Raw genomic sequence first — 24,921 nt, 5'->3', positions numbered from 1 at the left:
CACAAAAGAGAGAGGAGGCGTCACATGAGCAGAATCCCTTTGCGCAAAGCTGCAAAAGATATTTCCATCGTACTGTGCGGAGCTGCTGGACAAGGTGTTCAGACAGTGGAGGAGTTGTTGATAGGAGCTTTTCGGCAAGCGGGGTATAGTGTCTTTGCCAGCAGGGAATATATGTCTCGAGTCAGGGGGGGAAACAATTCTACAGAAATCAGAATATCTTCGTGGCCAATACGGGCCTTTGTTGACCGTATCGACATTCTAATGCCCTTAAGCCCTGGTATTCGCGATAACATTCTGCGACGCATCTCAGAAGAGACGGTGATTATATGCGACAGTAAAGAAATGGGCGGGGAAGGAGAGAGCCTGGGAGGTTCTTTGGTCGATGTAGACATTGTCCAGATTGCCAAGGACATTGGAGGTAGGATTTTTGCAAACTTTGTTGCTGCCGGGGTGATTATAGGCCTTATAGAGGGAGGCCTGGAATGGGCAAAAGGTTTTTGCGACGAGAGATTTGCCGGAAAAAAAGAAGATATCGCGGAAAAGAACAAAATTGCTCTAGAGAGAGGATATGAAGTGGGGCGTGCCCTTGTAAAAGGAGATTCCATACTCCTTCCACCAGAAGCAGTTATGCGTTCAGCTCATAGAGTGGTGATGAATGGCACCGATGCCATTTCTCTGGGGGCTCTTGCCGGAGGATGTTCTTTTATAACAGCCTATCCCATGTCCCCAGCCACGGGAGTTTTAACCTACATGGCACAAAAGGCAGAGGAAATGGGGATTGTTGTAGAACAGGCTGAGGACGAATTAGCAGCGATCAACATGGCTTTAGGGGCTTCCTATGCAGGAGCGAGGGCAATGGTTTCCACTTCAGGAGGCGGTTTTGACCTCATGTGTGAAGGAATTAGCCTGGCGGGAGTGATGGAGTCACCTGTGGTTATACATCTTGCGCAACGTCCTGGCCCGGCTACTGGGATGGCTACTCGAACGGAACAGGGAGATCTGGATGTGGCATTATGCGGGGGCCATGGAGAGTTTCCAAGGGCTGTACTGGCACCAGCCACTCTGGAAGAAGCTTTCAGGTTGGGAGCAAAAGCTTTTTATCTGGCTGAAACATATCAAATTCCTGTGATACTTATGACAGATCAATATTTTCTCAATTCTTATTACGATATCCCCATTCCTGATGTGAAAGCTGCCGTAATCCCCTCTGCGATTATTGAAACGGAAGAAGATTATCGGCGTTATGAAATTACAAGTAACGGCATTTCTCCAAGAGGCATTCCTGGCTATGGCAAAGGCATTGTAGGTGCAGATAGTCACGAACATGATGAGGTCGGACATGTGTATGAAGACTTTGATCTTCGTGAACGTATGGTGCGAAAGCGTTTCAGAAAACTGGAAAAGATGAAGGTTGAAGCGGAAGAGCCATTATTTGTGGGCCCATCGGACTATAGAACTCTTATTATAGGGTGGGGTTCAACTTTTCATATTCTTGAAGAGGCTCTTGATTATATTGGGCGTTCGGATGTGGCTCTCATGCATTTTCAGCAACTTTACCCCCTTCCGGAAAATCTAGGAGAGAGACTTGAACAAGCTCAAAGGATCGTTGTTGTAGAGGGAAATAATAGAGGGCAATTTGCCCGCCTTTTAAAGAGTGAAATTGGCAGGGAGCCAGACTATGTGCTTGGATATTACTCTGGTTTGCAATTTTCAGTAGAACAGATAGCGAGAGATCTGGACTCATGTTTTATAGGGGAGGTGTTGTCGTGAACTCGACAATCTTTGATCTTCCGTCTGCTGATATGTCATGGTGTCCCGGATGTGGAGATTTCCTCATACTTGATGCCTTAAAGATAGCTTTTACAAGGTTGGGATGGAAACCTGCGGATGTGGTTATCGTTACTGGAATTGGACAAGCGGCAAAGACTCCTCATTTTATGAAATGTCATTTTTTCAATGGACTTCACGGCAGGGCACTCTCAAACGCTACAGGAATTAAAGCGGCAAACCCTTTATTGAATGTAGTCGCTATTGGCGGTGATGGCGATATGTATGGAGAAGGAGGAAATCACTTTATCCATACTATTCGAAGAAACCCTGACATTACAAACATTGTTTATGACAACATGGTTTATGGCTTGACAAAAGGTCAGGCGTCCCCAACAAGTTTTCTCGGTTTTAAAACGCCTGTTCAGGTACATGGTGTAACGTCTGTGCCCTTTAATCCCTTAGCTGTGGCCATTGTTCTTGGTGCCACCTTTGTGGCCCGGGCCTTTGCCGGTGATGTAGAAGAAACGGCGTTTCTTATAGAACAGGCTGTTCAACATAAAGGATATGCTTTGCTTGATATTTTTCAACCATGCGTATCCTTTAACAAGGTGAATACGTATAAGTGGTTTAAAGAGAATACCTATTATATTGGCGACAGCCATAATTCTGCCGATCAGAAAGCAGCCCTGGCTCTGGCCCTTAAAAGTGATAGCTTTCCCCTTGGGGTTCTATATCGCCAGGAAGGCAGAGCTGCCTTTGAAGAGAATATGGACGCTTATAAAGGGGATAAAGCTCCTTTGTTTAAGAGAATGGCAAAAATTAAGACTATTGAAGGTTGTATTACATCTATGGCATAATAGGTGTACTTTTTAAAGGGGGGGAAGTCCATATGCTAGATCTGATCCAGATGGGGTATGAAGGTCCCGATTTTTGTCTGAAAGATCAATTTGGAACATATGTAACCCTTTCTTCGCTAAAAGGAAGAAATATACTGCTTTCATTTCATCCTTTAGCCTGGACAGAGGTCTGTCAAGCCCAGGTTAACTCTATAGATGCTCATATAAAGCTCTTTGAAAGGCTTAACACCCTGCCCTTTGCCCTGAGTGTAGATTCCTTTGCGGCGAAAAAAGCCTGGAGTGATGCCCTTGGCATAAAAAAACTTCAATTTCTTTCTGATTTCTGGCCCCATGGAGATGTTGCCAGGCAATATGGGGTGTTTGTAGAGAAAGAGGGGTTTTCAGCGAGGGCAAATATCATTCTTAATGAGAAGCACGAAGTGATCTTTGCCAAGGGCTACGAATTAGGGGAAGTTCCTAATCTCCGGGAAATAATTTTTCTGCTTAAAGACTATACCCAGACTGAGATCCCTAACCTTGATATGGAGATACAGAGATGTCTGAAAGACGCTATGGGGAGAACAGTCTGTATGAAGGACAGCCGGTCAAAAGGGATTGACGCCACAAATTAGCGTTACTTAAATACGTATAAGTGCAGTGAATCCCCCGGCGCAGCCGGGGGTCAGTTTTGCCAATTTATGCTGAGGACCTTTTTCCAATTAAAATTAATGATCGCTTCTCTGGAAGGTGATTGCCCCTTCCCCATTTTCTCAAAATCATCATAAAGCCTGTCATAGCCTGATCGAATGGTGCTATTTATTTCAGCTTTGCGAACGAGATCAGCAATGGGCAGAAGCTGGCGATAAACTTCTGGGACGAGGACAAAATTAGGCCCGTCTAGTGTGAGTCCAACAGTGTATACAAAAGTCAGAAGGGGTAATTTGTTTTGTTCCAGGTCTCCCAGTTCAGCATAGGCAGGAAGAGTAGGAGACATGTAAAGAAAGACATCGTCTGGTATGGTTAAATGAAGAGGCAATGAGTCCCAGCGAGACCGTCCTGCCGGCGTGACGGCAAGCCATGCCCTTGGAGTTTCCGTAAGGGCAGTGATCCAGAGGAAATAACTTTTTGTCGTATCAGGATCTGTAAAAGAAAGTTTCCAGATGAGATCTGCGCATAAGTCATTGTCCGCTATAGGTAAACACCAGGTGCTGTCTGTGATTCGCTTGCCCTGAAGGATCTTGAGGGGATGGAGGCCCGCAGGAGATCTAAGCCAGGCCTCTTCTATGATCCCTTTTCTATTCTGAACTGTCAGCGCAAGGGGATGTCCTGGCACTGAGTATACCTGGAGCGGATTTGCCGCTGCCAGGGCAGAGAGAGAAAGAAGAAGGCTAGCTGCCGCTACTATGATGGCAATTCTACAAATCTTCTTACATTGCATAAACGCCAAACACCTCCTGCTACAGACTGGATATTTTTAGCAATGTTTCATCTTGCGAGTGAATATCTTCTGCCAGTTTTTTTACAGAAACCTTCAACAGGGGATGTATCCAATCCGGAGCTATTTGCGCAAGGGGCATAAGAACAAAAGCTCTTTTATGCATTTCCGGGTGGGGAACCTTGAGCGTTGAGCTATCCAGCACTTCACCGTTTTCCAGAAGTAAAAGATCGATATCTATTTCCCGGGGTCCCCATCGCAATCTGTGGACACGTCCCATTTCCTGTTCTATAGACTTTACAACGGAGAGTAACTCTTCAAGATCAAATTTTGTATCAACAACGATACAGGCGTTTAAAAAACGGGGTTGATCTGTCACTCCCATAGGCGCCGTTTCAAAAATGTCACTTTTAGCAATGATGACAACGCCCTTTTCCTTGAGAAGCTGTACTGCTTTCCTCAAGTTATTCATTCGGTCGCCGACGTTGCTTCCAATACCTAGCGCTAGGCGCATCACAATTCTGCCTCCCTTATGGCATCGATCACTTCTAAAACGTCATGGCTTGCCTCTACGTCATGAACCCGCACAAGTTCAACCTTTTCTCCAGCACAATAGGCAGAAACGGCCATGGTCCCATAAAGGCGTGACTCAGGGTTTTCTTTATTAAGGATGTTCTTGATAAATCCTTTCCTTGAATGACCTATAAGAAGTGGGCGCCCAAGACTTCGAAAGGATTGGATAGACTTAAGGATACGGAGATTGTCCTGTAAACGTTTCCCAAATCCGATCCCAGGGTCAATTATAACGCGATCTGCCGAAACCCCCACATTTTCCAGTTCTTGGAGTTTCTTTTCAAAATAATCAATGGATTCTTCAACGACATTGTTGTAAAAAGGATTTGACTGCATGGTTTGGGGTGTGCCTTGGATATGGGACAACACATAGGGAAGCCCTGTTTCGGCAACTGCCTGAAGCATGTCGCTGTCGAGGGTAAACCCTGATATATCATTAATGATATCTGCTCCATTCTCTGCTGCGACCCTTGCGATATTCCCTTTATACGTGTCTACAGAGATAACCTGTTCAGGAAATTTTTTTCTAAGAGCTCGAAGTACTGGGAGCAGACGGCCTTTTTCTTCTGTTTCTGAAATTGGTTCGGATCCGGGTCGGGTAGACTCTGCCCCTATGTCGAGGATATGGGCGCCCGCGTCGATCATTTTTTGAGCCCTTATAAGAATCTCTTCTATGTCGGCAGTGAAAAGCCGGCTGTCTGAGTAAAAGGAATCCGGAGTTATGTTAAGGATGCCCATGATCTTCGTTTTCCCTTTGCCGAGACCAAGGGTGCGGCCGCCTGGCAGGGTAATGTCCCACGCGGCAATATGGCTTTTCCGAAAGGCGGCATAAAGGGCTTTGCGCAGTGTATCAAGTCCCCAGCATGACATGGCTTCCAGCTTGGGGAAGATAGCCTTGTACTGGCCTTCTGTTCCAATTAACAGAACGTCGCTTCTCTTCGTTCTTCCATCAATAACGTTGCGGTGCACTATAGCATCGCCCCCTCGGGCGAGCATTTCCTGCTTTAAATAGGCGGCTGCGCGAAAATCGACCTGGGGGATCCAAAAGGAAAGAACTTCCCTTTTGGGCAAAAAGTACGCCGCGGATCGGGGGTCAGCTCCGATCTTTGCTATTAATGATAAAAGATCGTCGCTATTAAGTATCTTTAATTCGTATGTAGCCAATGCACAGATCCCTTTCTCAGAATATTTTTAAAGAAGGTGAAGCACAAAGATAATAAGTCCTCTTGATGAGGAGGTCAAGAAAAAGGTTAAATCCACTCGGTGACAACCTTCTTTAGATGGGATGTCTGATTTAAACAGAAAAGGCCGTATCCTCGTTTAGGGTCATAGATAAGGACGCTGTATGAAGCGGTGTCCATATGTATTTTCCAGAAATAGGGTACAGGTATTCCCAGACAAGCGGCGATAAGGGGTTTAAGAACAGTGCGGTGGGAAACGAGGACAAAGGTTGTTCCTTCATGTTTTACCACAAGTTCCTTTAGAGCAGCAAAAGATCGCTGCTGTATCTCAATGAGTGTTTCGGCCCCAGGCAGGGCAAGCCTTTCAGGGCTGGTCAACCATATATTCCATTCATGGGAGTATTCAAAAGCAATCTCTGATTTGAGACGTCCTTCCCAGCTGCTAAAATATATATTGTTGAGCCCTTCATGAATCATAACTTCATTCTTGCTGCAGGCGTCAGCTATTTCAGAGGCTGTCTGCCGTGCCCTCAATAGCGGACTCGAATATATAGCCGAAGGGGAGAAGGGGATGATGGCTTTCCCAAGATCTCTTGCCTGTTCCAGCCCCCGTTCATTCAGTGGGTAGTCGATCCGACCCCTGAATCGTTCCTCTCTGTTCCCTTGGCATTCTCCGTGCCGGGCTAAAAGAATTGTCGTATGTTTATATTGGGTAGCCATCATAAAGCCTCCTTATTGTTATCTATGTCAACCTTTATAACAGAAAATTGAAGGAAGAACAAAAAGGTTGACCAGTCTTGACAATACTTCTAAGGGTTGATAATCTACCTTTTGTAAATAGTGAGGCTAGCACTCATTGACACAGAGTGCTAATACACCCTCAAAAGGAGGGGAGATTCATGCTTACCGAGCGGCAACTCGAGATTGTTCTAGCCGTTGTATATGAGTATATCCAGACTGGAGAGCCTGCTGGTTCCAGAACTATTGCCCGTAAATATCTGAGAGGGTGCAGTGCCGCTACTGTTCGTAATGAAATGTACGATCTTGAGCAGATGGGGTACTTCTATCAGCCTCATACTTCTGCAGGGCGTCTTCCTACATCCAGGGCCTATCGCCTTTACGTTGATTCCATATTACATAGAAGAAGGGTTCCCCCAATAGGATTTGAACACTGGCGGAATGGCATAAGCGATCAGAAGCAGGGGATAGAATCCCTTCTTTCATATGCCTCTCAACTTCTCGGTCGTGTTACAAATTATGTGGGAGTGGCTGCTATTTCTTCCCTTCACGAAGTGGAGATACAGAGGGTTGATTTTTTGTGTCTTGGTGGCAATGCCGTTTTGGTCATACTTATTCTCGAAGGCGGGCTTGTCCACCATAATACGGTAACGTTACCTTGCGAACTCTCACAGGATTCTCTGGATGAGCTGGCTAGGCGGATTAACATGGTAGCTGTGGGGCATCCGTGGTCAGAAGTCCGCGAAGTGTTGTACTCTTACGTACTCGAGGGGCTTGAAAAGCTTTCCAGTGCATGCCGTGCCGCAATCCTTCAGATGGACGCCTTATTACAAAAATATAATTACAAGCTCTTTACTGGCGGCGCTCAGCATATTTTAAGCTTGCCGGATTTTCAGGATGTCAGCAAACTTCAGGCCGTGATATCCCTTCTCGAGGAAGAGTCGTCCCTCGTTGAAATGGTGGGGCGATGCTCAGTTGGCGGAGAAGTCTGCGTGACTATCGGGGACGAAAACCTGGAAGTCGGCATGCAAAATTGTTCTGTTCTTATGGTTCCGTCCCGCAAGAGAGGGCGCAAAACTGTTTTGGGCATTATTGGCCCCATGAGAATGGATTATGAAAAAACCATTGCTGTTCTTGAAGCGATGATGGCAGATATTGAAGAAGACGATACGAATTCATAAAATAAGGAGGTTTGTGTTCTATGACCCCTGGAGATAAGGATTTTCAGGCTCAGGATTCTCCTATGGAAGAGGCAGTAGAAAAGGTAGAGACTGCAGAGCTTCCTCAAGAAAAGATCCTTGAAATTGTAACAAGGGAAAAAGAAGAAATGGAAAAAGTTATAGAAGAGCTTAAAAGTGAGAATGAAGCATTGAGAACTGCTGCCGCCTCAGCCAGAGCCGATTTCCATAACTTCAAAAATAGAGTGGATAGAGAAAAGGAACGGTACATTCGTTTGGCTGGAGAGCGGATTGTTTTGCTGCTTTTGCCAGTTCTCGATAACCTCGACAGGGCTTTGAGCCAGTCAGAGAAAACTGAGGAACAGGATATTCGAACGGGAGTTGCTATGGTTCGCCGCCAATTCCTATCGGTGCTTGAGAGTGTTGGGGTTTCTGAGATCCCTACAGAGGGAGAAGTTTTTTCTCCGGCTTGCCACGAGGCCGTAGGAATAGAGGATGTGGAAGATCCTGAAAAAGATGGGATTGTTATATTGGAACTTCAGAAAGGCTACAGAATGGCCGACAAGGTGATTCGAGCCTCCAGAGTTAAGGTTGGCAAATATAGAGGAAACAAAGAAGCGAATCAAGATGCTTAGTATAGAGCTCAATTAAGAATTTCGCAGAGAATTATACTCTTTTCTAGAGGTGATATGTATGTCAAAGGTAGTGGGAATAGACCTAGGAACGACCAACAGCTGTATAGCTGTTAAAGAAGGAGATAACATAACTATTATATCGAATGCGGAGGGGGCGCGAACAACGCCCTCAGTGGTAGCTTTCACTAAGGATGGGGAACGGCTCGTTGGTCAGCTGGCCAAACGGCAGACCATCGTTAATGCGGATCGCACCATCCTTTCTATTAAAAGGGACATGGGAAGTGAAAAAACAGTTCAGATTGACGGCAAAGCCTACACTCCACAGGAGATTTCTGCCATGATACTGCAGAAATTGAAACGGGATGCTGAGGATTATATTGGCGAACCTGTGACAAAGGCAGTTATAACGGTTCCGGCTTATTTTACCGATGCTCAGCGCCAGGCGACGAAGGATGCCGGTACCATTGCCGGACTTGAAGTGCTTCGGATTATCAATGAACCCACCGCGGCAAGCCTTGCCTATGGAGATTCAAAGCAGGGAGAAAGCAAGCTGCTTGTTTTTGACCTGGGCGGCGGAACCTTTGATGTATCCATTCTTGACGTAGGTGAGGGCGTGTGCGAAGTGCTTGCCACCTCCGGCGACAATATGTTGGGCGGCGACGATTGGGATAGTCGTATCGTAGGGTGGATGGTCGCTGAATTCAAGAAACTGGAAGGCATTGACCTGAAGAATGACCGCATGGCGCTGCAGCGCTTGCGAGAAGCGGCGGAGAAGGCCAAGGTAGAACTTTCCTCCATGCCGGAAACTACCATATCCCTGCCCTTTATTACGGCAAATGAAACTGGGCCTAAACATCTCGAAATGTCCCTTTCCCGGGCCAAGTTCGAAGAGCTGACTCAGGACCTTATGGCCAGGGTGGAAGGTCCTGTAAATCGGGTATTGAGCGATTCAGGCCTTTCCGCAAAGGATTTGGATAAGATATTGCTCGTTGGCGGTTCCACCAGAATGCCCATGGTGCAGAAGAAAATTAAGGATCTTCTTGGCAAAGAACCCACGAAAGGCATCAATCCAGACGAATGCGTTGCGGCTGGCGCCGCTCTTCAGGGTGCTATTATGACGGGAGACCATCATGATATAGTTCTCGTGGACGTAACCCCTCTCTCTTTAGGTCTCGAGACCCTTGGCGGTGTGTTTACCAAGATCATCGAACGAAATACAGCCATCCCTACATCACGGAGCCAGGTCTTTACCACTGCGGCTGATAATCAGAACCAGGTAGAGATCTTGGTATTGCAGGGAGAGCGCCCTATGGCGGCAGATAATGTAAAACTTGGAAGCTTTGTGCTCGACGGGATTCCGGCAGCTCCTCGGGGCGTTCCCCAGATAGAAGTGACTTTCAATATCGATACAAACGGAATTCTTAACGTTTCAGCAAAAGATAAAGGCACAGGCAAGGAGCAGCGGATCACCATTCAGTCTTCACGGCTTTCTGATGAAGAAATAGAGAAGATGAAAAGCCAGGCAGAAGAGCACGAAAGTGAAGATAGGGAGAGAATAGAAGCAGCTGAACTCAAAAATGAGGCAGACGGCATAATATATCAGGCAGAAAAACTTATCCGGGATCATGGCGACAAAATCTCAGCTGAAGAGAAGGGCAAGATCAATACAGCTGTTGAAGAGATAAAGAAAGCTCTTGAAAGCGGCGATCTGGAGAAGATGAAAGCTGCCAAGGAAACCTTGATAAAAGAAATTCAGGAGTTTTCTGAGCGGTTGTATAGCCAGGCAAATGCCTCCTCCAGTGCCGAAGGAGAAGGAACTCAGGAAGCTTCAGGCGCCGGAGAGACCGTAGACGCAGAGTTCAGCGATCAGGGTCAGGCGTAAGGGGTGATTTGAAGTGCCATCTCCCGGTACGCAGGAAGATCTATACGAAATACTTGGCGTTCCCCGGGATGCCTCGTCAGCTGATATTAAAAAGGCCTATCGTCAGCTTGTTCGGAAATATCACCCTGATGCAAATCCAGGTAATGCCGATGCTGAGGAGAAATTCAAGAAGATTAATATGGCCTATGAGGTCTTAAGCGACGCTCAGAAGCGTGCCCAGTATGATCAGTTTGGTACTGTGGGCGATATGCCTCCAGGCGGTAGTCCCTTCGATGGTTTTGGCGGAATGGGGGATGTTTTCGGAGATCTCTTTGAAAATATATTCGGTGGGGGAATGGGGCGGCGCCGAGCCGATCCCCGAGCACCCCGCCAAGGCGCGGATCTTGAAATGAGAGTTACAATCAGTCTTAAAGACGCTGCTCTTGGGCTAGATCATGAAGTGGAGATCCCCCGGTGGGATAATTGCGCTCGGTGTAACGGAAGCGGCGCGGAACCGGGGACGTCGCCAGAGAGATGTTCACGCTGTGGAGGTACGGGCCAGGTGGAAATTCGCCAGCAAACTCCTTTTGGGCAGTTTGTTTCTGTTTCTCCCTGTCCTGAATGTGGCGGGTCTGGCCAATTTATCAGGAATAAGTGTTCTTCTTGTAACGGCCAGGGACGGACGCGGAACCTCCATCGTGTTAAAGTGAAAATTCCAGCCGGTGTGGACGTTGGCACAAGGTTGCGCATCCATGGTGAAGGCGAGGCTGGCATTAACGGCGGTCCGCCAGGGGATCTTTATCTTGTCGTTAACATAGAAGACCATCCCGTCTTTAAGAGAGACGGGTCAGATCTTCATAAGAAAGAGGCCATTGCTTTTCCAACGGCAGCCCTGGGAGGGATGATTCGCCTGGAAACGTTGATAGATGGGGTAGAGGAATTGGAGGTTCCTTCGGGAACCCAGCCAGGAAAAGTCTTCCGTATTCGCGGCAAAGGAATGCCCAGACTTAGAGGAGGCCGAGGCCGGGGAGACCTGTTCATCCATGTAACGGTAGAAGTTCCCACCCGTCTTACAGAAAAACAAAAAGCGTTGATTGAAGGTTTGGCCAAGGAGATGGAGCTTGAAGTAAAGGACGAAGGTCTGTTTTCTAAGTTTAGAAACCTTTTCGGTTCTTGAGAAAGGGCTGCATTTTTGAATTCTTCGTGGTAGACTCAAAACTTGCCGGGGGGGCCTACGCCTCCCCGTTTTTTACCAAAGTTTTTATAGAGGAGGACGAATTATGGCCGGAGCAGAAAGTTTCTGGTGGTATATAACCCTGGAAGGAGAAACAGGACTTGAAGAGGAAATGGTTTCTCTCGCCGATCTTTCTGGCGGAATAGGCTCTGAAGAGCATGAAAGCCCCGAAAAGATTCTTCTCCGCATCTATTATCGAACCTCCCATGACCTAGGCTACTGGCTTGATGAGCTCAATCGTATTATTGAGCCTCTATCAGGCATAACTGCCGTCGATATGGGGAAAATAGAAAATCGGCAATGGCATACTGAATGGAAAGAGGCTTTTCCTCCTTTGCCGGTAGGGGAGGAGTTTGTTGTCCTCGCACCCTGGCATCGGGGTTCGGAACCCAGGGACCGCATACCGCTTTACATCTATCCTGGCTCCGCATTTGGCACAGGGTATCATGAGAGTACTCAAATAGCTTTGACCCTTTTGGAACGCCATATGAAACCACACTGGGATGTGGCTGATATCGGAACAGGGTCAGGCATTCTCTTTATTGGGGCGATCCGCCTTGGTGCCGGCAAGGTCTATGCGAGGGACCTGGATCCCGCTGTTTTGGACGAAGTGCTGAATAATATGGAGCTGAACGGCATATTCAGAGAAGAAGTAGATTTGAAAGAAGGAGACTTGCTTAAAGATTTTAACCACCAGGTCAACCTGTTAATGGCGAACATTATCATTGAGCCCCTTATTTCGATGGTGCCTCATGTCCCCGCAGTGTTAAAAGATGACGGGATTGCTATTTTTTCAGGACTTCTAGTTAAAGAAAAGATAATGTTTACGGAGGCCATTGGCAAAGCGGGTTTGAAGATCATAGATGAACTTGAACAAAATGAGTGGTGGGGAGTGGCAGTAACCAGAAAATGAAGGGCGCCTTGCAAGGAAAAAAGATCAATATTATGGCCATGGGGTGCCGCTCCAATCAGTCTGAAGCGGATTCCCTGGCCTCCATGTTAAAGAGGACAGGTGCCGAAATAGTGAAGGCGCCGCCCTATGATGCCGCAGTCCTGATCACATGTACTGTGACGGCAATTGCGGATAAAAAAAGTCGCCAGCTTCTCAGGCGGCTGCGAAGGCAATCTCCTGAAGCTCTTCTTGTGGCTACGGGCTGCTGGGCTCAAAAGGCAGACCCTAATCTTGCCCAGCGCCTTGGGGTTGACCTTCTTGTGGGCAACAGGCAGAAATGGCAGATTCCCTCACTGTTGAACCACGCTCTCGGGGAAAAAAGACCATTACCCTTAACTATTGTGAGAAATGATATTCTTCATAGCGAAGAATGGGATCATCTTTTCCAATTCCAGCCCCTTCTTCACAGCAGGGCCTTTGTCAAGATTCAGGACGGATGTAATCATTTTTGTTCCTATTGTGTCATTCCCTTTGTTAGGGGGAAACCTGTAAGCAGGCCATTGAACAGCGTGCTTGAAGAGGTTCGCTCCATAGCGGATTCAGGATGCACTGAAGTTGTACTTACAGGCGTCCATCTCGGTCTCTACGGCCAGTTCGGGGAAGTTTCCCTAGGGGAATTGGTACGACAGGCAGGAGCAATTCCGGGGGTCGAACGTATTCGTTTCGGATCCCTGGAACCCTTTGGGATAAATGACGAATTGCTTTCAGCGCTGGCTGAGACGCCTCAGTTTTGCCCCCATCTCCATCTCCCCCTCCAAAGTGGCGATGACACTGTATTGCAGAGAATGAGACGGGGATACTCTCCATTGGAATATATGGCTTCTGTGGAGAGGGCGCGGCATTATCTCGGCTCTCGAATACATATCAGTACAGATGTTCTTGTGGGTTTTCCAGGAGAGGATGAAAGGGCCTTCGCTAACACCCTGTCTTTTATGAAAGAAGTCGCTTTTGGAAAGGTTCATGTTTTCCCTTACTCCTCTAGAGAGGGGACCAGGGCGGCATCTTTTGATGATCACCTTCCCAGACATGTTGTGCAGGAACGGGTCCATAAGGTCATGGAAATGGGAGAACAGCTTTTTAGAGAATATTGTTCTCAGTGGGTTGGAGAAGAAATTTCTGTGTTCATAGAAGATGCTGCGGAAACTGGATCCACAGGCCTGACCCCCTTTTTTGTGAAAGCGGTTGTTCCCCAAATGGTCTCGCCGGGGCGCATTATAAAAACTTTGACCAGGTCATATGATTCAGAACAACTTTATGGATAGTACTTATTTATAGTTTATGATTAATTTTTGACTGGTATAATAAAGAGTGTAAACGAACTGATTTGTTGAAGTCTTGAAAATTATTTCTTAGTTTGCCTGTTTTAAAGGGAACAGTTTGGGTTAAGTCTATTGTCCAGAAGAAAAATCTAGTATAGAATAACCTGAAGTTGAGAGGTGGGTTTTAGTGAGCAGGAATTGTCTCTTCTGTAAAATAGCCGAAAAAGCTTTGGACGCCCGAATAGTTTATGAAAATTCTAAGGTTATAGCTTTTGAAGATGTTAATCCTCAGGCTCCTGTTCACGTGCTTGTTATTCCCAAAAAGCACGTAGGGTCTGCTGCCGAAGTTCTCGAAGGTGAGGTTTGGGCAGATCTTATGGGAGCAGCAACAGAAGTTGCCCGGGAACTTGATCTGGGTGATGGCGGTTATAGGCTGGTTATTAACTGTGGTGCACAAGCCGGACAAACAATCCCCCACCTTCATGTTCACCTGTTGGCGGGACGATCGTTCCGCTGGCCACCAGGTTAGTCAATGTGGGTGGCATAGAAAGGGGGGATCCTGTATGACAACGATCATTCGGAAAGATAACGAGTCCCTTGAAGATGCGCTCAGGCGCTTCAAGCGTGAGGTTTCGAAAGTTGGAACCCTTCGAGAGGCACGGAAACGTGAGCATTATGAGAAACCGAGCGAAGTGAAAAAAGCAAAGAGGGCCGAAGCGGCCAGAAAACGACGGAGCAGATCCAGGGGGTAAGTTAAGGTGAGCAATCTGTCGGAACGTATTCAGAAAGATCTCGTTGCAGCTATGAAAACAAGACATGAGCTTGAGCTTTCTGTGTTACGAATGTTGAAATCAGAAATACAAAAGGCTCAGACGGAAAAGGGCCGTACGACGGAACTTGCTGACGATGATATTGTTGCCCTTATCCAGCGTCTCATTAAACAGAGACAAGAAGCCGCGGAGCAATATACCGCAGGGGGAGCTGCCGAGCGAGCCGCAGAAGAGTTGCGTGAAGCTGTGTTTCTTGAAACATATCTTCCAGAGCAGCTTTCTGACAAAGAGCTTGATGAAATGATTGAAAGGGCTGCAGCTGCTGTCAAAGCTACGGGTCCCAAGGATATGGGCCGTGTAATGGGCCGTTTAATGGGGGAAATCCGTGGTAGGGCAGAGGGGAAAAGGGTCAAATCCAGGGTCCAATCCTATCTGCAGTCTCTTGTAGATTAGTTCTTCATGTAAAATAAAAGCCGGGTTTGTGCCCGGCTTTTATTTTTACAGATATTGGAGGAGAGTTATCTATGAGATGTCCCAAGTGTGGAGCTATGGAAACTCGGGTAATTGAGACTCGTACCGCGGACGAGGGACGGGTGGTGCGCCGTAGGCGAGAATGCCCTGAATGCCTGGCCCGATTTACAACCTATGAAAAGGTAGAGGAAAAGAGAACGTTGCGGGTCATTAAAAAAAATGGCAGCAGGGAAATTTTCGACCGTGAAAAAATCACTAGAGGAATCAGCAAGGCCTGTGAGAAGCTTCCCGTATCTTTAGAACAGATTGAAGAAGTAGCTTCCAGAATAGAAGAAAGTTTTCGGTCTGGCGGATATGGTGAAATTCCGGTTTCTCTCATAGGGGAGCGAGTAATGGAGGAACTGAAGCAGTTAAATAAGGTTGCCTACGTTCGTTTTGCTTCTGTTTACCGTGAGTTTACAGATCTGTCAAGCTTTCAGCGAGAGATATCCCGGCTTTCCGGGGAAAAAGATTAGCTGCTTTATCATAAGTTACTTCCCAGTGGGAATTTAATCCATTGCCAGACTCAATATTCGTGTATAATTATATAGGCTTTATGTGTCATAGATTCTTTCTCTTTTAATAATATTAAAAGGAGGGGTTTGATTTATGAAGCTGCGAAGGATTGGGTTAGCGTTAGCAATGGTTCTGCTGTTGGGAGGAATGGCCTTTGCTCAAGACACGATTCGCATAGGAGTTTTTCTTCCTCTGACAGGGCAAAATGCTTTTGGCGGCCAGCTTGAGCTGGATGGCGTGAGAATGGCTCACGAAGAAGTCGCGGAAGTGTTAGGCAAGAAAGTAGAACTCATAGTAGTGGATAACAAGTCAGACAAAGTCGAGTCCGCAAATGCGGTAAAAAGACTGATCGAGAAAGAAAAAGTTGTTGCCATTATCGGAACCTATGGATCCTCTCTTGCTATGGCTGGCGGAGAAGTGGCAGAAAAAGCAGGGATCCCCGTTATGGGGACATCTTGTACAAACCCGCTCGTAACCCAGGGTAAAAAATATTATTTCCGCGCATGCTTTATAGATCCCTACCAGGGCGCCGCCGCCGCAACTTATGCTATCAGGGAACTCGGGGCGAAAAAAGCCGCAACTCTCGTTGATGTTTCTAATGACTATAGTGTAGGTTTGGCTGGATTTTTTAAACAGTCCTTTTTGAAATTGGGGGCAGAGATTGTTGCAGAGCTTAAGTACAACACAGGCGACCAGGATTTCACGGCGCAGCTTACAGAAATAATCAGCAAAAAACCTGACATTATGTTTATTCCTTCTTACTTCGCCGAAGGCGCTATCATTATGAAACAGGCTGCCGAACTTGGTGCAGAATTCAAGATCATGGGCGGCGATGCCATGGATAACCCCGAAATAGTCGCTATTGGTGGAGAGGCCGTTGAAGGTTTCATGCACACCACTTTCCCCTATGACCCTTCAATGACTGACATGAACCCCCTCGCGAAACAATTTACCGAAAACTGGAAGAAAGGTCACCCAGACAAAGATCCCAACGTCAATGCCGCTCTTGGATACGATTCCTACCTTTTGGTTATCGACGCTATCAAGCGAGCCGGCGCTGCGGAGCCCGAAGCCATCACCAAGGCTATGGCTGAAACCAAGGATTTCCCGGGTGTAACTGGAAACACTACCATCAACGAAACTCATGATGCTGAAAAAGAAGTGGGTATCGTTATGATCAAGGATGGTAAAAAGACCTTTATCGGAACAGTAAAACCTGAAATGTAATAGTTCCTTTCGTGTTGCTTTTCAGATTATTTTAATTTCTATGAAGGCAGGAAGGAAACCTTTCCTTCCTGCCTTTTCTCAAGGGGGATGTTGCTGTGAGCCTGAATATGTTTATTCAGCATCTATTTAATGCCATTACCCTCGGCTCTCTTTATGGCCTTATAGCAATAGGTTACACCATGGTTTATGGCATCTTGCGACTTATTAACTTCGCCCATGGTGATATTTTTATGCTTGGTGCCTATTTTGTGTTTTTCTCTGTCTCCCTAGCCAAGTTGCCATGGGGTATTGCGGTTGCTCTCGCAGTTATCCTTTCTACGTTCTGCGGGATTCTGGTAGATAGAATTGCCTATCGCCCTCTTCGAAACGCGCCCCGAATATCCGCCCTTATCAGCGCGATTGGCGTTTCCTTCTTTATAGAGAATTTGGGCCTTGTGGTCTTCACAGGTCTGCCGCGACCTGTTGTGCAGCCTGCTTGGCTGGTGAAGATCATTAAGGTGAGTGGAGTTCGTATACTGCCTTTGGCTATAGTTGTTCCGGTCGTTACCTTCTCGCTTGTTTTGGGGTTGCTCTGGATTGTCTATAAAACCAAGCCAGGACTGGCTATGCGGGCCATCTCTAAAGATATTGAAACAACGCGGCTCATGGGGGTTTCGGTGGATAAAGTCATAGCTCTTACCTTTGCCCTAGGTTCAGCTTTGGCAGCGGCTTCAGGGATTATGTGGGCCTTGAGATATCCCCAAATCCACCCATTTATGGGAGTAATTCCAGGATTTAAGGCATTTATAGCTGCTGTTTTTGGTGGCATAGGTTCCATTCAGGGAGCAGTCCTTGGGGGTATGATCCTCGGCATCATTGAGATTATGGTGGTCGCATTCTTCCCCGCTCTTTCTGGATATCGGGATGCTTTTGCCTTTATTCTTCTGATCGTTATCCTCCTCATAAGGCCGACTGGTCTTATGGGGGAGAAGTTGGAGGACAAGATCTGATGGATAAAAAGACGAGAAACTTCATATTGAATTTATGCGGCATTGGTGTGCTGGGTCTTTTCCTTTACTGGGCACAGGGAAATCTGGATGGCTACAAGATACAGGTTCTTAATCTAGTTGCTGTCAATGCTATTCTGGCTCTCAGTCTTAATTTGATTTATGGGTTTACGGGGATGTTTTCCCTTGGCCATGCTGGTTTTATGGCTATTGGCGCCTATGTGTGCGCCATATTGATCTTAAGCCCAGCTCAGAAACAGGCCTTGTGGATTCTGGAACCGATCATATGGCCATTTTCAGTCATAGGCGCGCCTTTTGTTGTCGCAGTCTTTATTGGGGGGCTTATTGCCAGTTTCTTCGGTCTCCTTATCGCTATTCCGGTTTTGCGTCTTGGTGGCGACTATCTTGGTATTGCAACCCTCGGTTTTGCAGAAATTATCCGTGTTGTCTTGACAAACCTGACCCCTATTACAAACGGGGCTCTTGGAATTAAAGGCATTCCGTCCTATGCGAACATTTGGTGGAACTACGGATGGCTGCTCTTTACCCTCTATTTCATGGTTAAGTTTCTCAACAGCAATTTCGGTAATGTTTTGAAGGCCATTCGTGACGATGAGATTGCCGCAAAGAACATGGGTATAGATACTTTTAGGTATAGAGTCATCTCCTTTACCATCGGGGCCTTTTTTGCTGGCATTGGAGGCGCTCTTATGGGAAGCCTCATTACCACCATTGATCCCAAAATGTTTATTTTCTTGCTGACTTTCAACGTGCTCATGATTACTGTCGCTGGGGGGTTGGGGTCTCTTTCCGGGAGTATTCTGGGCAGTTTTATCATTACTATCTTGCTTGAATGGCTCCGTTTTGTCGAAAATCCCCTCACCATAGGATCCTTTGAAATTCCTGGCATTCCGGGGATGCGTATGGTTATTTTCTCCCTCGCCCTGATCTTCATAATCCTCTTCAGGCGAGAAGGCATAATGGGGATGAGAGAGATTACATGGGACGGCATCTTTGCCCGCTTCAACAAAGGGGGGAAGGCGGAATGAACCAGCCTAAAGCTGTGCTTGAAACAAAGGGGCTCACCATGTGTTTCGGCGGGTTAACGGCAGTAAACGCTTTTAATATGGCCGTTCCGAAGGGAAGCATTGTTGGGCTGATAGGTCCTAATGGCGCGGGGAAGACTACTGTTTTTAATATGATTACAGGTTTTTATAAGCCCACAGAGGGCAATATCTTCTTCAATGAAGATAATATTACAGGTTTTCCTCCGAACAAGGTATGTGAGTCGGGCATTGCCCGAACATTTCAGAATATACGTCTTTTTTCCAATGAGACGGTTTTGCAGAATGTTATGATAGGCTGCCATGTACGGCAGAAAAGCAAGTGGTGGATGGCTCCTTTCCCAGTGCCATCCATGATTCAGGAAGAGAAGGAAATTCGTGAAAAGTCTATGAAGTTGCTGGAATCTGTGTCTTTGGCTCAACATGCCAACGTACTTTCGAGCTCTCTGCCTTATGGAGCGCAACGTCGTCTTGAAATAGCCAGGGCTCTCGCCACAGATCCGAGCTTCTTGCTTCTTGATGAACCCGCGGCAGGCATGAACCCGCTGGAAACTGTTGACCTCATGTCCTTTATACGCAGAATTCGCGACGAGTTTAATTTAACTATCCTTCTTATCGAACATGATATGAAGGTTGTTATGGGAATTTGCGAATATATCTGGGTTCTTGATTACGGCAAACTCATAGCGGAAGGAAATCCAGACGAGATACAGTCTAACCCTAGGGTTATAGAAGCCTACCTTGGAGAGGAGTACGTGAAAAATGCTTAAAATAGAGGAACTTCACGTTTACTATGGAGGAATTCATGCCGTAAAAGGCATAAGTCTTCATATTCTCAAGGGGAAGATAGTTACGTTGATTGGCGCAAATGGAGCCGGTAAGAGCAGTACTATTCGGAGCATAGCCGGCCTTGTCCGGTCTGCGAAGGGAAAGATTCTCTACACCAGTAATGAAGGGGTTGAAGAGAATATATTAGGGAAGGCCCCTGAATTCATAGTAAAAAAAGGCATTGCCATGAGCCCCGAGGGGCGGCGTATCCTCCCCCATCTAACAGTGGAGGAAAACCTTCTTTTAGGCGCCTACATCAGAAATGATAAAGAGGGAATTGAAAAGGACATGGACCACGTGTATTCTCTGTTCCCACGCCTTAGAGAGAGGGCATGGCAGAAGGGGGGAACTCTATCGGGAGGGGAACAGCAAATGCTTGCTGTGGGCAGAGCTCTTATGAGCCGCCCAGACCTTGTGATGATGGACGAGCCTTCCCTTGGCCTTGCACCCATGCTTGTTAAGGAAGTGTTTGATATAATTCGGGAAATAAACGCTCAGGGGAAAACAGTTCTTCTTGTTGAGCAAAATGCTTTTGCTGCGTTGAAAGTCGCTCATTATGCCTATATTCTTGAGGTTGGCAGTATTGTTCTCTCTGGCCCGGGTGAGGATTTGCTGAAAAATCCAAGAGTTAAAGAGGCATATCTAGGTGGCTAAGAATAGGTAGTATAATATTTACAGCTAAAAAGCAGGGGCCGAGTCTTGCCGGCCCCTGCTTTGTGTCATAATATGGAGAAGCGCAGTGTGGCACCGATAATTTGGTTGAGGAGGCGACAAGACTAAATGTCTGCCCTGAATGTTCCGAACATGTTAAGTCTGTTACGAGTTTTCCTGACTCCCTTAGTAGTTATCTTTTTGACCCTGAAAATAAGCACTCCAGTTCTTATCCTTGAAAAACTGGGAACCGAGGTAAGCTATGGGGACCTTATTGCTGGATTTGTCTTTATTCTTGCGGCTCTCACTGATACTGCCGATGGTTACATTGCCCGTAAAAAAGGCATCGTTACCAACCTTGGCAAATTTATAGACCCTCTGGCGGATAAGATTCTTGTGGTCGCGGCTTTAATCTCCCTCGTAGAATTACAACGTTTACCTGCATGGATAGTGGTGGTCATTATCTCCCGGGATTTTGTTGTTACGGGCATCCGTCTTGTAGCTGCGGCAGAAGGGATAGTTATCGCCGCCTCACCTATGGGCAAACTCAAAACGGTAAGTCAGATCATTGCCATATCGCTGTTAATATTCAATTTCCCAGGGGGGCTCCTCGCTATGTGGGTGGCCATGATTCTCACAGTGTGGTCTGGCATGGAATATCTCATAAAAGGGCGAAACATCATTTTTGACGCTTCGTAAGAAGGTGGATTTCCATATGGGAGAAAATATAGTTGCCTATATAGACAGAATGAAAAATCAAATGGTTGAAAGTCTGGGCCAGCTTATTGGCTTCCCCGCTATCTCTCCTCATGACGGAGGGATAGGAGAGGTCGAAAAAGCGCGCTTTATTGCGAAGCTTCTACTAGAAAAAGGCCTTCCGGAAGCAGAATGGCATAATGCCCCTGATGAGAAGGCGCCAGAAAAGTATCGCCCTAATCTTATAGTGCGTATTCCAGGCAGAACAAAAAAACGCCTTTGGATCATCACACACATGGATGTGGTTCCAGAGGGAGATTCCACCCTTTGGAACACTAGCCCTTTCAAGGCTTCTATAAAAGACGGCCGTATATTTGGGCGGGGCAGCAGTGACAATGGGCAAGAGCTCATAGCCAGTATTTTTGCCGCTGCGGCATTGAAAGAGCAGAATATTGTGCCGGAATACGAGGTATGCCTCTGCTTTGTAGCGGATGAAGAACTGGGCAGTCTATACGGCATACAGTACCTTATCAAAGAAGGGCTTTTCAGTTCAGATGACCTTGTGGTTGTTCCGGATGGTGGAAATGAACGGGGTGATTTTATTGAAGTTGCAGAAAAAAGCATCCTGTGGGTCCAATGGACAGTGACAGGGAAACAGGTTCATGGGAGCAGGCCTGACCTTGGTCTAAACGCTTGCCGAATTGCAAATGAATTTGCCATGAAACTTGATGGAGCCCTCCACGAAGCCTTCCCAGAAAAGAATGAGCTTTTTTCTCCCCCCCTTTCCACTTTTGAGCCTACTCGGCGATTAGCCAACGTGAGCAACGTAAACACTATTCCCGGCAAAGAGGTCTTCTGTCTTGATTGTCGCATACTGCCTTCGATCAATGTAGATGAAGTGTTGAAGGTTATGGAGCATATTGCCCATTCGGAGGAGCAGAAAAGTGGTGCCGAAATCGACATAACCGTACTCCAGCGAACCGATTCCACAAGCCCCACCCCATCTGATGCGCTTGTGGTTAAGCTTCTTTCAGAAGCGGTTAAGGAAGTTTATTCTTTTGCGCCGGTGATAGGCGGGGTAGGGGGCGGGACCTGTGCTGCCTATTTTAGAAAAAATGGCGTTCCGGCAGTTGTCTGGGGGCAAGAAGCTGATGTGGCCCATATGCCAAATGAATATTGTGAAATTACCCATCTCGTGAATGAGACAAAAGTTTTTGCCCTTATGATGGCAGGCAGTAAAAATACTTTTGACCCGTTACTCCCGGACGGCATATAATAAACTCTTGTGGAACGATCATCGTATATTATTTATTGAGGTGAAGTAAATGTTGAAAGGCCTAAAGCGCGTTCTTGGTTTAGACCCCAATGAACGGGCGCTGAAAAGATATCGTCAGATAGCTGATGATATCAACGGGCTGGAGCCAGAGTATAGTGCGAAAAGTGATGAAGACCTTCGCTCTTTGGTTGCAGACTTCAAAAGACGAGCTAACGAAGGAGAAAGCCTTGACAATCTTCTTGTAGAGGTTTTTGCCCTTGTAAGGGAAGTTTCAAGGAGAACTCTTGGCCTCCGCCATTTCGACGTACAGCTAATGGGAGGCATGGCTCTTCACGAAGGCAAGATAACAGAAATGAAGACTGGTGAAGGGAAGACACTTGTGGCCACCCTTGCGGTAGTGCTTAATGCCCTTTCCGGCAATGGAGTACATGTGGTTACAGTGAATGACTACCTGGCGAAGCGTGACGCAGAATGGATGGGACCTATCTATCGTTTTCTCGGCCTCTCCGTAAAGTGTATTTATGCTTATATGGATCAGGAAGAAAGAAAAGAAGCGTATCTTTCTGACGTAACTTACGGAACGAACAGTGAGTTTGGCTTCGACTATCTTCGAGATAATATGGCTGTGGCTAAAGATCAGCTTGTCCAGCGGGGGCATCATTTTTGCATTGTTGACGAAGTTGACTCTATTTTGATTGACGAAGCTCGAACCCCTCTTATCATTTCCGGCCCATCAGAAGACAACGTAGAGATGTACACTACTGCGGATCAGATCGCAAGGCAACTCAAAGAGGGTCGGGATTTCGAAAAAGACGAGAAAGAGCGGAACGTAGCCTTTACAGAAGATGGAATAGCTCGCTGTGAGAACTTGCTTAAAATGCCCGGGCTTTTTTCTGATGCTGCCAGTTCCGATCTTGCCCACCGAATAGTGCAGGCCGTTAAAGCCCACGTGCTTTTTCAAAAAGACGTTCATTACGTTGTAAAAGATGGAGAAATTATAATCGTAGATGAATTTACCGGCCGGCTAATGTTTGGCCGACGCTATTCTGATGGGTTGCATCAGGCCATCGAGGCGAAGGAAAAAGTCAGAGTTGGCAGAGAAAGCCAGACTCTTGCCACCATAACTTTGCAGAATTATTTCCGGATGTACAGGAAACTGGCGGGAATGACCGGTACTGCTGTTACTGAATCAGAGGAGTTTAAAGAGATCTATGGTTTGGATGTCATTGTGGTACCTACCAATAAGCCTATGGTGCGAAGCGATTTCCCTGATGTAATCTACCGCACATCCCTTGAAAAATTCCACGCCGTGGCAGAGGAAGTGGAAGAGACCTATGGTAATGGTCAGCCGGTACTTGTGGGAACAACATCCATTGAGAACTCAGAACGCATTAGCAAGTTGCTGAAAGCCCGTAAAATTCCTCACCAGGTCCTGAATGCCAAATATCACGAAAAAGAAGCTCAGATCGTTGCGCAGGCGGGGCGGTTTGGAGCGGTTACCGTGGCGACGAACATGGCTGGCCGAGGTACTGATATTGTATTGGGCGGGAACCCAGATTTCCTGGCAAAAGAAACTCTCCGAAAAGAAGGCAACGTTGAAGATCCGGATCTTTCAAAATATCAGCAGCTTCTTGAAGAGTATCGGCAGATATGCGCTAAAGAACGGGATGAGGTTCTTGATAAAGGCGGTCTCAAGATCATAGGTACGGAGCGTCACGAATCGAGAAGGATTGATAACCAGCTGAGGGGCCGGTCCGGCCGACAGGGAGATCCGGGATCAAGCCGTTTTTATCTCTCACTTGAAGATGATCTTTTAAGACTCTTTGGTTCCGAGCGTATTCAGGGCATAATGGAAAAATTAGGCATGGAAGAAGGGGAAGCTATAGAACACAACCTTCTTACGAAAGCTATCGAATCGGCCCAGAAGAAAGTGGAGCAAATGCATTTTGATATACGCCGTCAGCTTTTGTCCTATGACAATGTCATGAACCAGCAGAGGGAAGCCGTGTATGGTGAGCGCCACAGAATTCTCGAAGACAAAAACATTATTGACCACACACGTGATGTGGTAACTGGTGTTGTAGATGATGTGCTGAATCATTATTTCCCCGAAGAAGGGGAACCTGAACCAGAGCGGGCGGAAGCGAGACTAAGGGGACTTTTCGGCCCGGGTTTCGAAACCTATTTAAAAAGTGTTGACAGCAGCCGTCTCTTACCGGAAGTGTCTGAACAGATAAAGCAGGAAGTGGAGTCCCGTTTCATTCGGAAGATAGAGAATCTTGGCCCTTTGGTAGCAGATGAGCTGATGAGATTCATCGTCCTCCATACCCTTGATACGAGCTGGAAAGATCATCTCCTCGCAATGGACGAGCTGAGGAGGGGTATCGGACTGCGAGCCATAGGTCAAAAAGATCCTCTTCTTGAATACCAGTTTGAATCATATAACCTTTTTCAATCTATGATGGGACGGGTGCGAGAGTCTATTTCCGAGCTGGCTTTCAGGGTTACGGTTGTTTCTGAGGAAACTCGCAGAAGTTTTGATCGGCAAAGCCTTAGAGAGAGCAGAGACTTTGCTATGCCAATCCTTTCGAGGGAGGTTCCCGGAGCCGGAGTGGGTACAGAAAAACATCAACCCATACGGAAGGGGCCCAAAGTAGGGCGCAATGATCCTTGTCCGTGCGGAAGCGGCAAAAAGTATAAGCATTGCTGCGGCAAAAATGCCTAATGATAACAAGAGGAGGGTAA

The 24,921-nt window shown here is 46.8% G+C and carries 25 protein-coding genes; 21 read left to right on the top strand and 4 right to left on the bottom strand.

The window, feature by feature from the left end; translation table 11 throughout:
- The first annotated feature begins 24 nt into the window (after nt 1–24).
- Genes BUC50_RS07585 through BUC50_RS07575 form a run of 3 tightly spaced genes read left to right on the top strand, consistent with a single transcriptional unit; the run spans nt 25 to nt 3,238 of the window.
- Nucleotides 25–1,770: a 2-oxoacid:acceptor oxidoreductase subunit alpha gene (locus BUC50_RS07585; protein WP_013048830.1), complete on the top strand. Its 1,746-nt coding sequence runs from the start codon at nt 25–27 to the stop codon at nt 1,768–1,770.
- Entirely contained in the window at nt 1,767–2,627 is an 861-nt protein-coding gene (locus BUC50_RS07580; RefSeq protein ID WP_286677305.1) for a thiamine pyrophosphate-dependent enzyme, read from the top strand. Before BUC50_RS07585 ends, BUC50_RS07580 begins: the two co-directional genes overlap by 4 nt.
- A 32-nt stretch (nt 2,628–2,659) precedes the next feature.
- On the top strand, nt 2,660–3,238 hold the full coding sequence (locus BUC50_RS07575; RefSeq protein WP_213701000.1) for a redoxin domain-containing protein: 579 nt from the start codon (nt 2,660–2,662) through the stop codon (nt 3,236–3,238).
- 50 nt (nt 3,239–3,288) lie between these two features.
- Here the strand turns inward: BUC50_RS07575 and BUC50_RS07570 are convergent, their stop codons facing one another.
- The 4 genes from BUC50_RS07570 to BUC50_RS07555 all read right to left on the bottom strand — a co-directional run bounded on the left by BUC50_RS07570 (nt 3,289) and on the right by BUC50_RS07555 (nt 6,515).
- Nucleotides 3,289–4,044, bottom strand: a complete 756-nt coding sequence (locus BUC50_RS07570) for a hypothetical protein (RefSeq protein WP_286677304.1) — start codon at nt 4,042–4,044, stop codon at nt 3,289–3,291.
- Nucleotides 4,045–4,063: 19 nt separating this feature from the next.
- Nucleotides 4,064–4,555, bottom strand: a complete 492-nt coding sequence (gene folK, locus BUC50_RS07565) for a 2-amino-4-hydroxy-6-hydroxymethyldihydropteridine diphosphokinase (protein WP_013048826.1) — start codon at nt 4,553–4,555, stop codon at nt 4,064–4,066.
- Entirely contained in the window at nt 4,555–5,778 is a 1,224-nt protein-coding gene (gene folP / locus BUC50_RS07560; protein WP_013048825.1) for a dihydropteroate synthase, read from the bottom strand. Before folP ends, folK begins: the two co-directional genes overlap by 1 nt.
- 86 nt (nt 5,779–5,864) lie before the next feature.
- Nucleotides 5,865–6,515: a histidine phosphatase family protein gene (locus tag BUC50_RS07555; protein ID WP_013048824.1), complete on the bottom strand. Its 651-nt coding sequence runs from the start codon at nt 6,513–6,515 to the stop codon at nt 5,865–5,867.
- A gap of 179 nt (nt 6,516–6,694) precedes the next feature.
- On the opposite strand from BUC50_RS07555, the gene hrcA reads away from it, so the two are divergent.
- From hrcA to secA, 18 genes are all read left to right on the top strand, one after another.
- Nucleotides 6,695–7,714 carry a heat-inducible transcriptional repressor HrcA gene (hrcA, locus tag BUC50_RS07550; RefSeq protein WP_273312488.1) on the top strand — a complete coding sequence of 340 codons (1,020 nt, stop codon included), beginning with the start codon at nt 6,695–6,697 and terminating at the stop codon, nt 7,712–7,714.
- Between the two features lie 20 nt (nt 7,715–7,734).
- Complete coding sequence (locus BUC50_RS07545; protein ID WP_013048822.1) at nt 7,735–8,346, top strand: nucleotide exchange factor GrpE; 612 nt, start codon at nt 7,735–7,737, stop codon at nt 8,344–8,346.
- Nucleotides 8,347–8,404: 58 nt separating this feature from the next.
- Nucleotides 8,405–10,228 (top strand): molecular chaperone DnaK, encoded by a 1,824-nt coding sequence (gene dnaK / locus BUC50_RS07540; protein ID WP_273312490.1) that lies wholly within the window; start codon nt 8,405–8,407, stop codon nt 10,226–10,228.
- A gap of 13 nt (nt 10,229–10,241) precedes the next feature.
- The gene (dnaJ, locus tag BUC50_RS07535) at nt 10,242–11,384 is read left to right on the top strand and encodes a molecular chaperone DnaJ (protein ID WP_213700031.1); all 1,143 of its coding nucleotides are present in this window, start codon (nt 10,242–10,244) and stop codon (nt 11,382–11,384) included.
- A 103-nt stretch (nt 11,385–11,487) separates the two neighbouring features.
- Nucleotides 11,488–12,354 carry a 50S ribosomal protein L11 methyltransferase gene (locus BUC50_RS07530; protein WP_013048819.1) on the top strand — a complete coding sequence of 289 codons (867 nt, stop codon included), beginning with the start codon at nt 11,488–11,490 and terminating at the stop codon, nt 12,352–12,354.
- Nucleotides 12,351–13,655: a tRNA (N(6)-L-threonylcarbamoyladenosine(37)-C(2))-methylthiotransferase MtaB gene (gene mtaB / locus BUC50_RS07525; protein WP_286677303.1), complete on the top strand. Its 1,305-nt coding sequence runs from the start codon at nt 12,351–12,353 to the stop codon at nt 13,653–13,655. Before BUC50_RS07530 ends, mtaB begins: the two co-directional genes overlap by 4 nt.
- A gap of 184 nt (nt 13,656–13,839) precedes the next feature.
- On the top strand, nt 13,840–14,181 hold the full coding sequence (locus BUC50_RS07520; protein ID WP_013048817.1) for a histidine triad nucleotide-binding protein: 342 nt from the start codon (nt 13,840–13,842) through the stop codon (nt 14,179–14,181).
- A gap of 34 nt (nt 14,182–14,215) precedes the next feature.
- Nucleotides 14,216–14,404, top strand: a complete 189-nt coding sequence (gene rpsU / locus BUC50_RS07515; protein ID WP_013048816.1) for a 30S ribosomal protein S21 — start codon at nt 14,216–14,218, stop codon at nt 14,402–14,404.
- Between the two features lie 6 nt (nt 14,405–14,410).
- Nucleotides 14,411–14,875, top strand: coding sequence for a GatB/YqeY domain-containing protein (locus BUC50_RS07510; RefSeq protein ID WP_013048815.1), 465 nt, complete (start codon nt 14,411–14,413; stop codon nt 14,873–14,875).
- A gap of 71 nt (nt 14,876–14,946) precedes the next feature.
- Nucleotides 14,947–15,408 carry a transcriptional regulator NrdR gene (gene nrdR, locus BUC50_RS07505; RefSeq protein WP_013048814.1) on the top strand — a complete coding sequence of 154 codons (462 nt, stop codon included), beginning with the start codon at nt 14,947–14,949 and terminating at the stop codon, nt 15,406–15,408.
- Nucleotides 15,409–15,541: 133 nt separating this feature from the next.
- Nucleotides 15,542–16,675 (top strand): ABC transporter substrate-binding protein, encoded by a 1,134-nt coding sequence (locus tag BUC50_RS07500; protein WP_013048813.1) that lies wholly within the window; start codon nt 15,542–15,544, stop codon nt 16,673–16,675.
- A 95-nt stretch (nt 16,676–16,770) separates the two neighbouring features.
- The gene (locus BUC50_RS07495; protein ID WP_013048812.1) at nt 16,771–17,664 is read left to right on the top strand and encodes a branched-chain amino acid ABC transporter permease; all 894 of its coding nucleotides are present in this window, start codon (nt 16,771–16,773) and stop codon (nt 17,662–17,664) included.
- Nucleotides 17,664–18,710 carry a branched-chain amino acid ABC transporter permease gene (locus BUC50_RS07490; protein WP_273015326.1) on the top strand — a complete coding sequence of 349 codons (1,047 nt, stop codon included), beginning with the start codon at nt 17,664–17,666 and terminating at the stop codon, nt 18,708–18,710. Before BUC50_RS07495 ends, BUC50_RS07490 begins: the two co-directional genes overlap by 1 nt.
- Nucleotides 18,707–19,495 (top strand): ABC transporter ATP-binding protein, encoded by a 789-nt coding sequence (locus BUC50_RS07485; protein ID WP_273312497.1) that lies wholly within the window; start codon nt 18,707–18,709, stop codon nt 19,493–19,495. Before BUC50_RS07490 ends, BUC50_RS07485 begins: the two co-directional genes overlap by 4 nt.
- The gene (locus tag BUC50_RS07480) at nt 19,488–20,207 is read left to right on the top strand and encodes an ABC transporter ATP-binding protein (protein WP_286677302.1); all 720 of its coding nucleotides are present in this window, start codon (nt 19,488–19,490) and stop codon (nt 20,205–20,207) included. Before BUC50_RS07485 ends, BUC50_RS07480 begins: the two co-directional genes overlap by 8 nt.
- A 126-nt stretch (nt 20,208–20,333) precedes the next feature.
- Entirely contained in the window at nt 20,334–20,903 is a 570-nt protein-coding gene (gene pgsA, locus BUC50_RS07475) for a CDP-diacylglycerol--glycerol-3-phosphate 3-phosphatidyltransferase (protein WP_286677301.1), read from the top strand.
- 16 nt (nt 20,904–20,919) lie between these two features.
- Nucleotides 20,920–22,176, top strand: coding sequence for a M20 family metallo-hydrolase (locus BUC50_RS07470; protein ID WP_273015322.1), 1,257 nt, complete (start codon nt 20,920–20,922; stop codon nt 22,174–22,176).
- Between the two features lie 49 nt (nt 22,177–22,225).
- Nucleotides 22,226–24,901 carry a preprotein translocase subunit SecA gene (secA, locus tag BUC50_RS07465; protein WP_286677300.1) on the top strand — a complete coding sequence of 892 codons (2,676 nt, stop codon included), beginning with the start codon at nt 22,226–22,228 and terminating at the stop codon, nt 24,899–24,901.
- Nucleotides 24,902–24,921: the final 20 nt, after the last annotated feature.

Origin of the sequence: Aminobacterium sp. EBM-42 (genome assembly GCF_001896635.1) — a bacterium.
Taxonomy (GTDB): domain Bacteria; phylum Synergistota; class Synergistia; order Synergistales; family Aminobacteriaceae; genus Aminobacterium; species Aminobacterium colombiense.
This window is presented reverse-complemented; position numbering and strand designations above follow the sequence as displayed.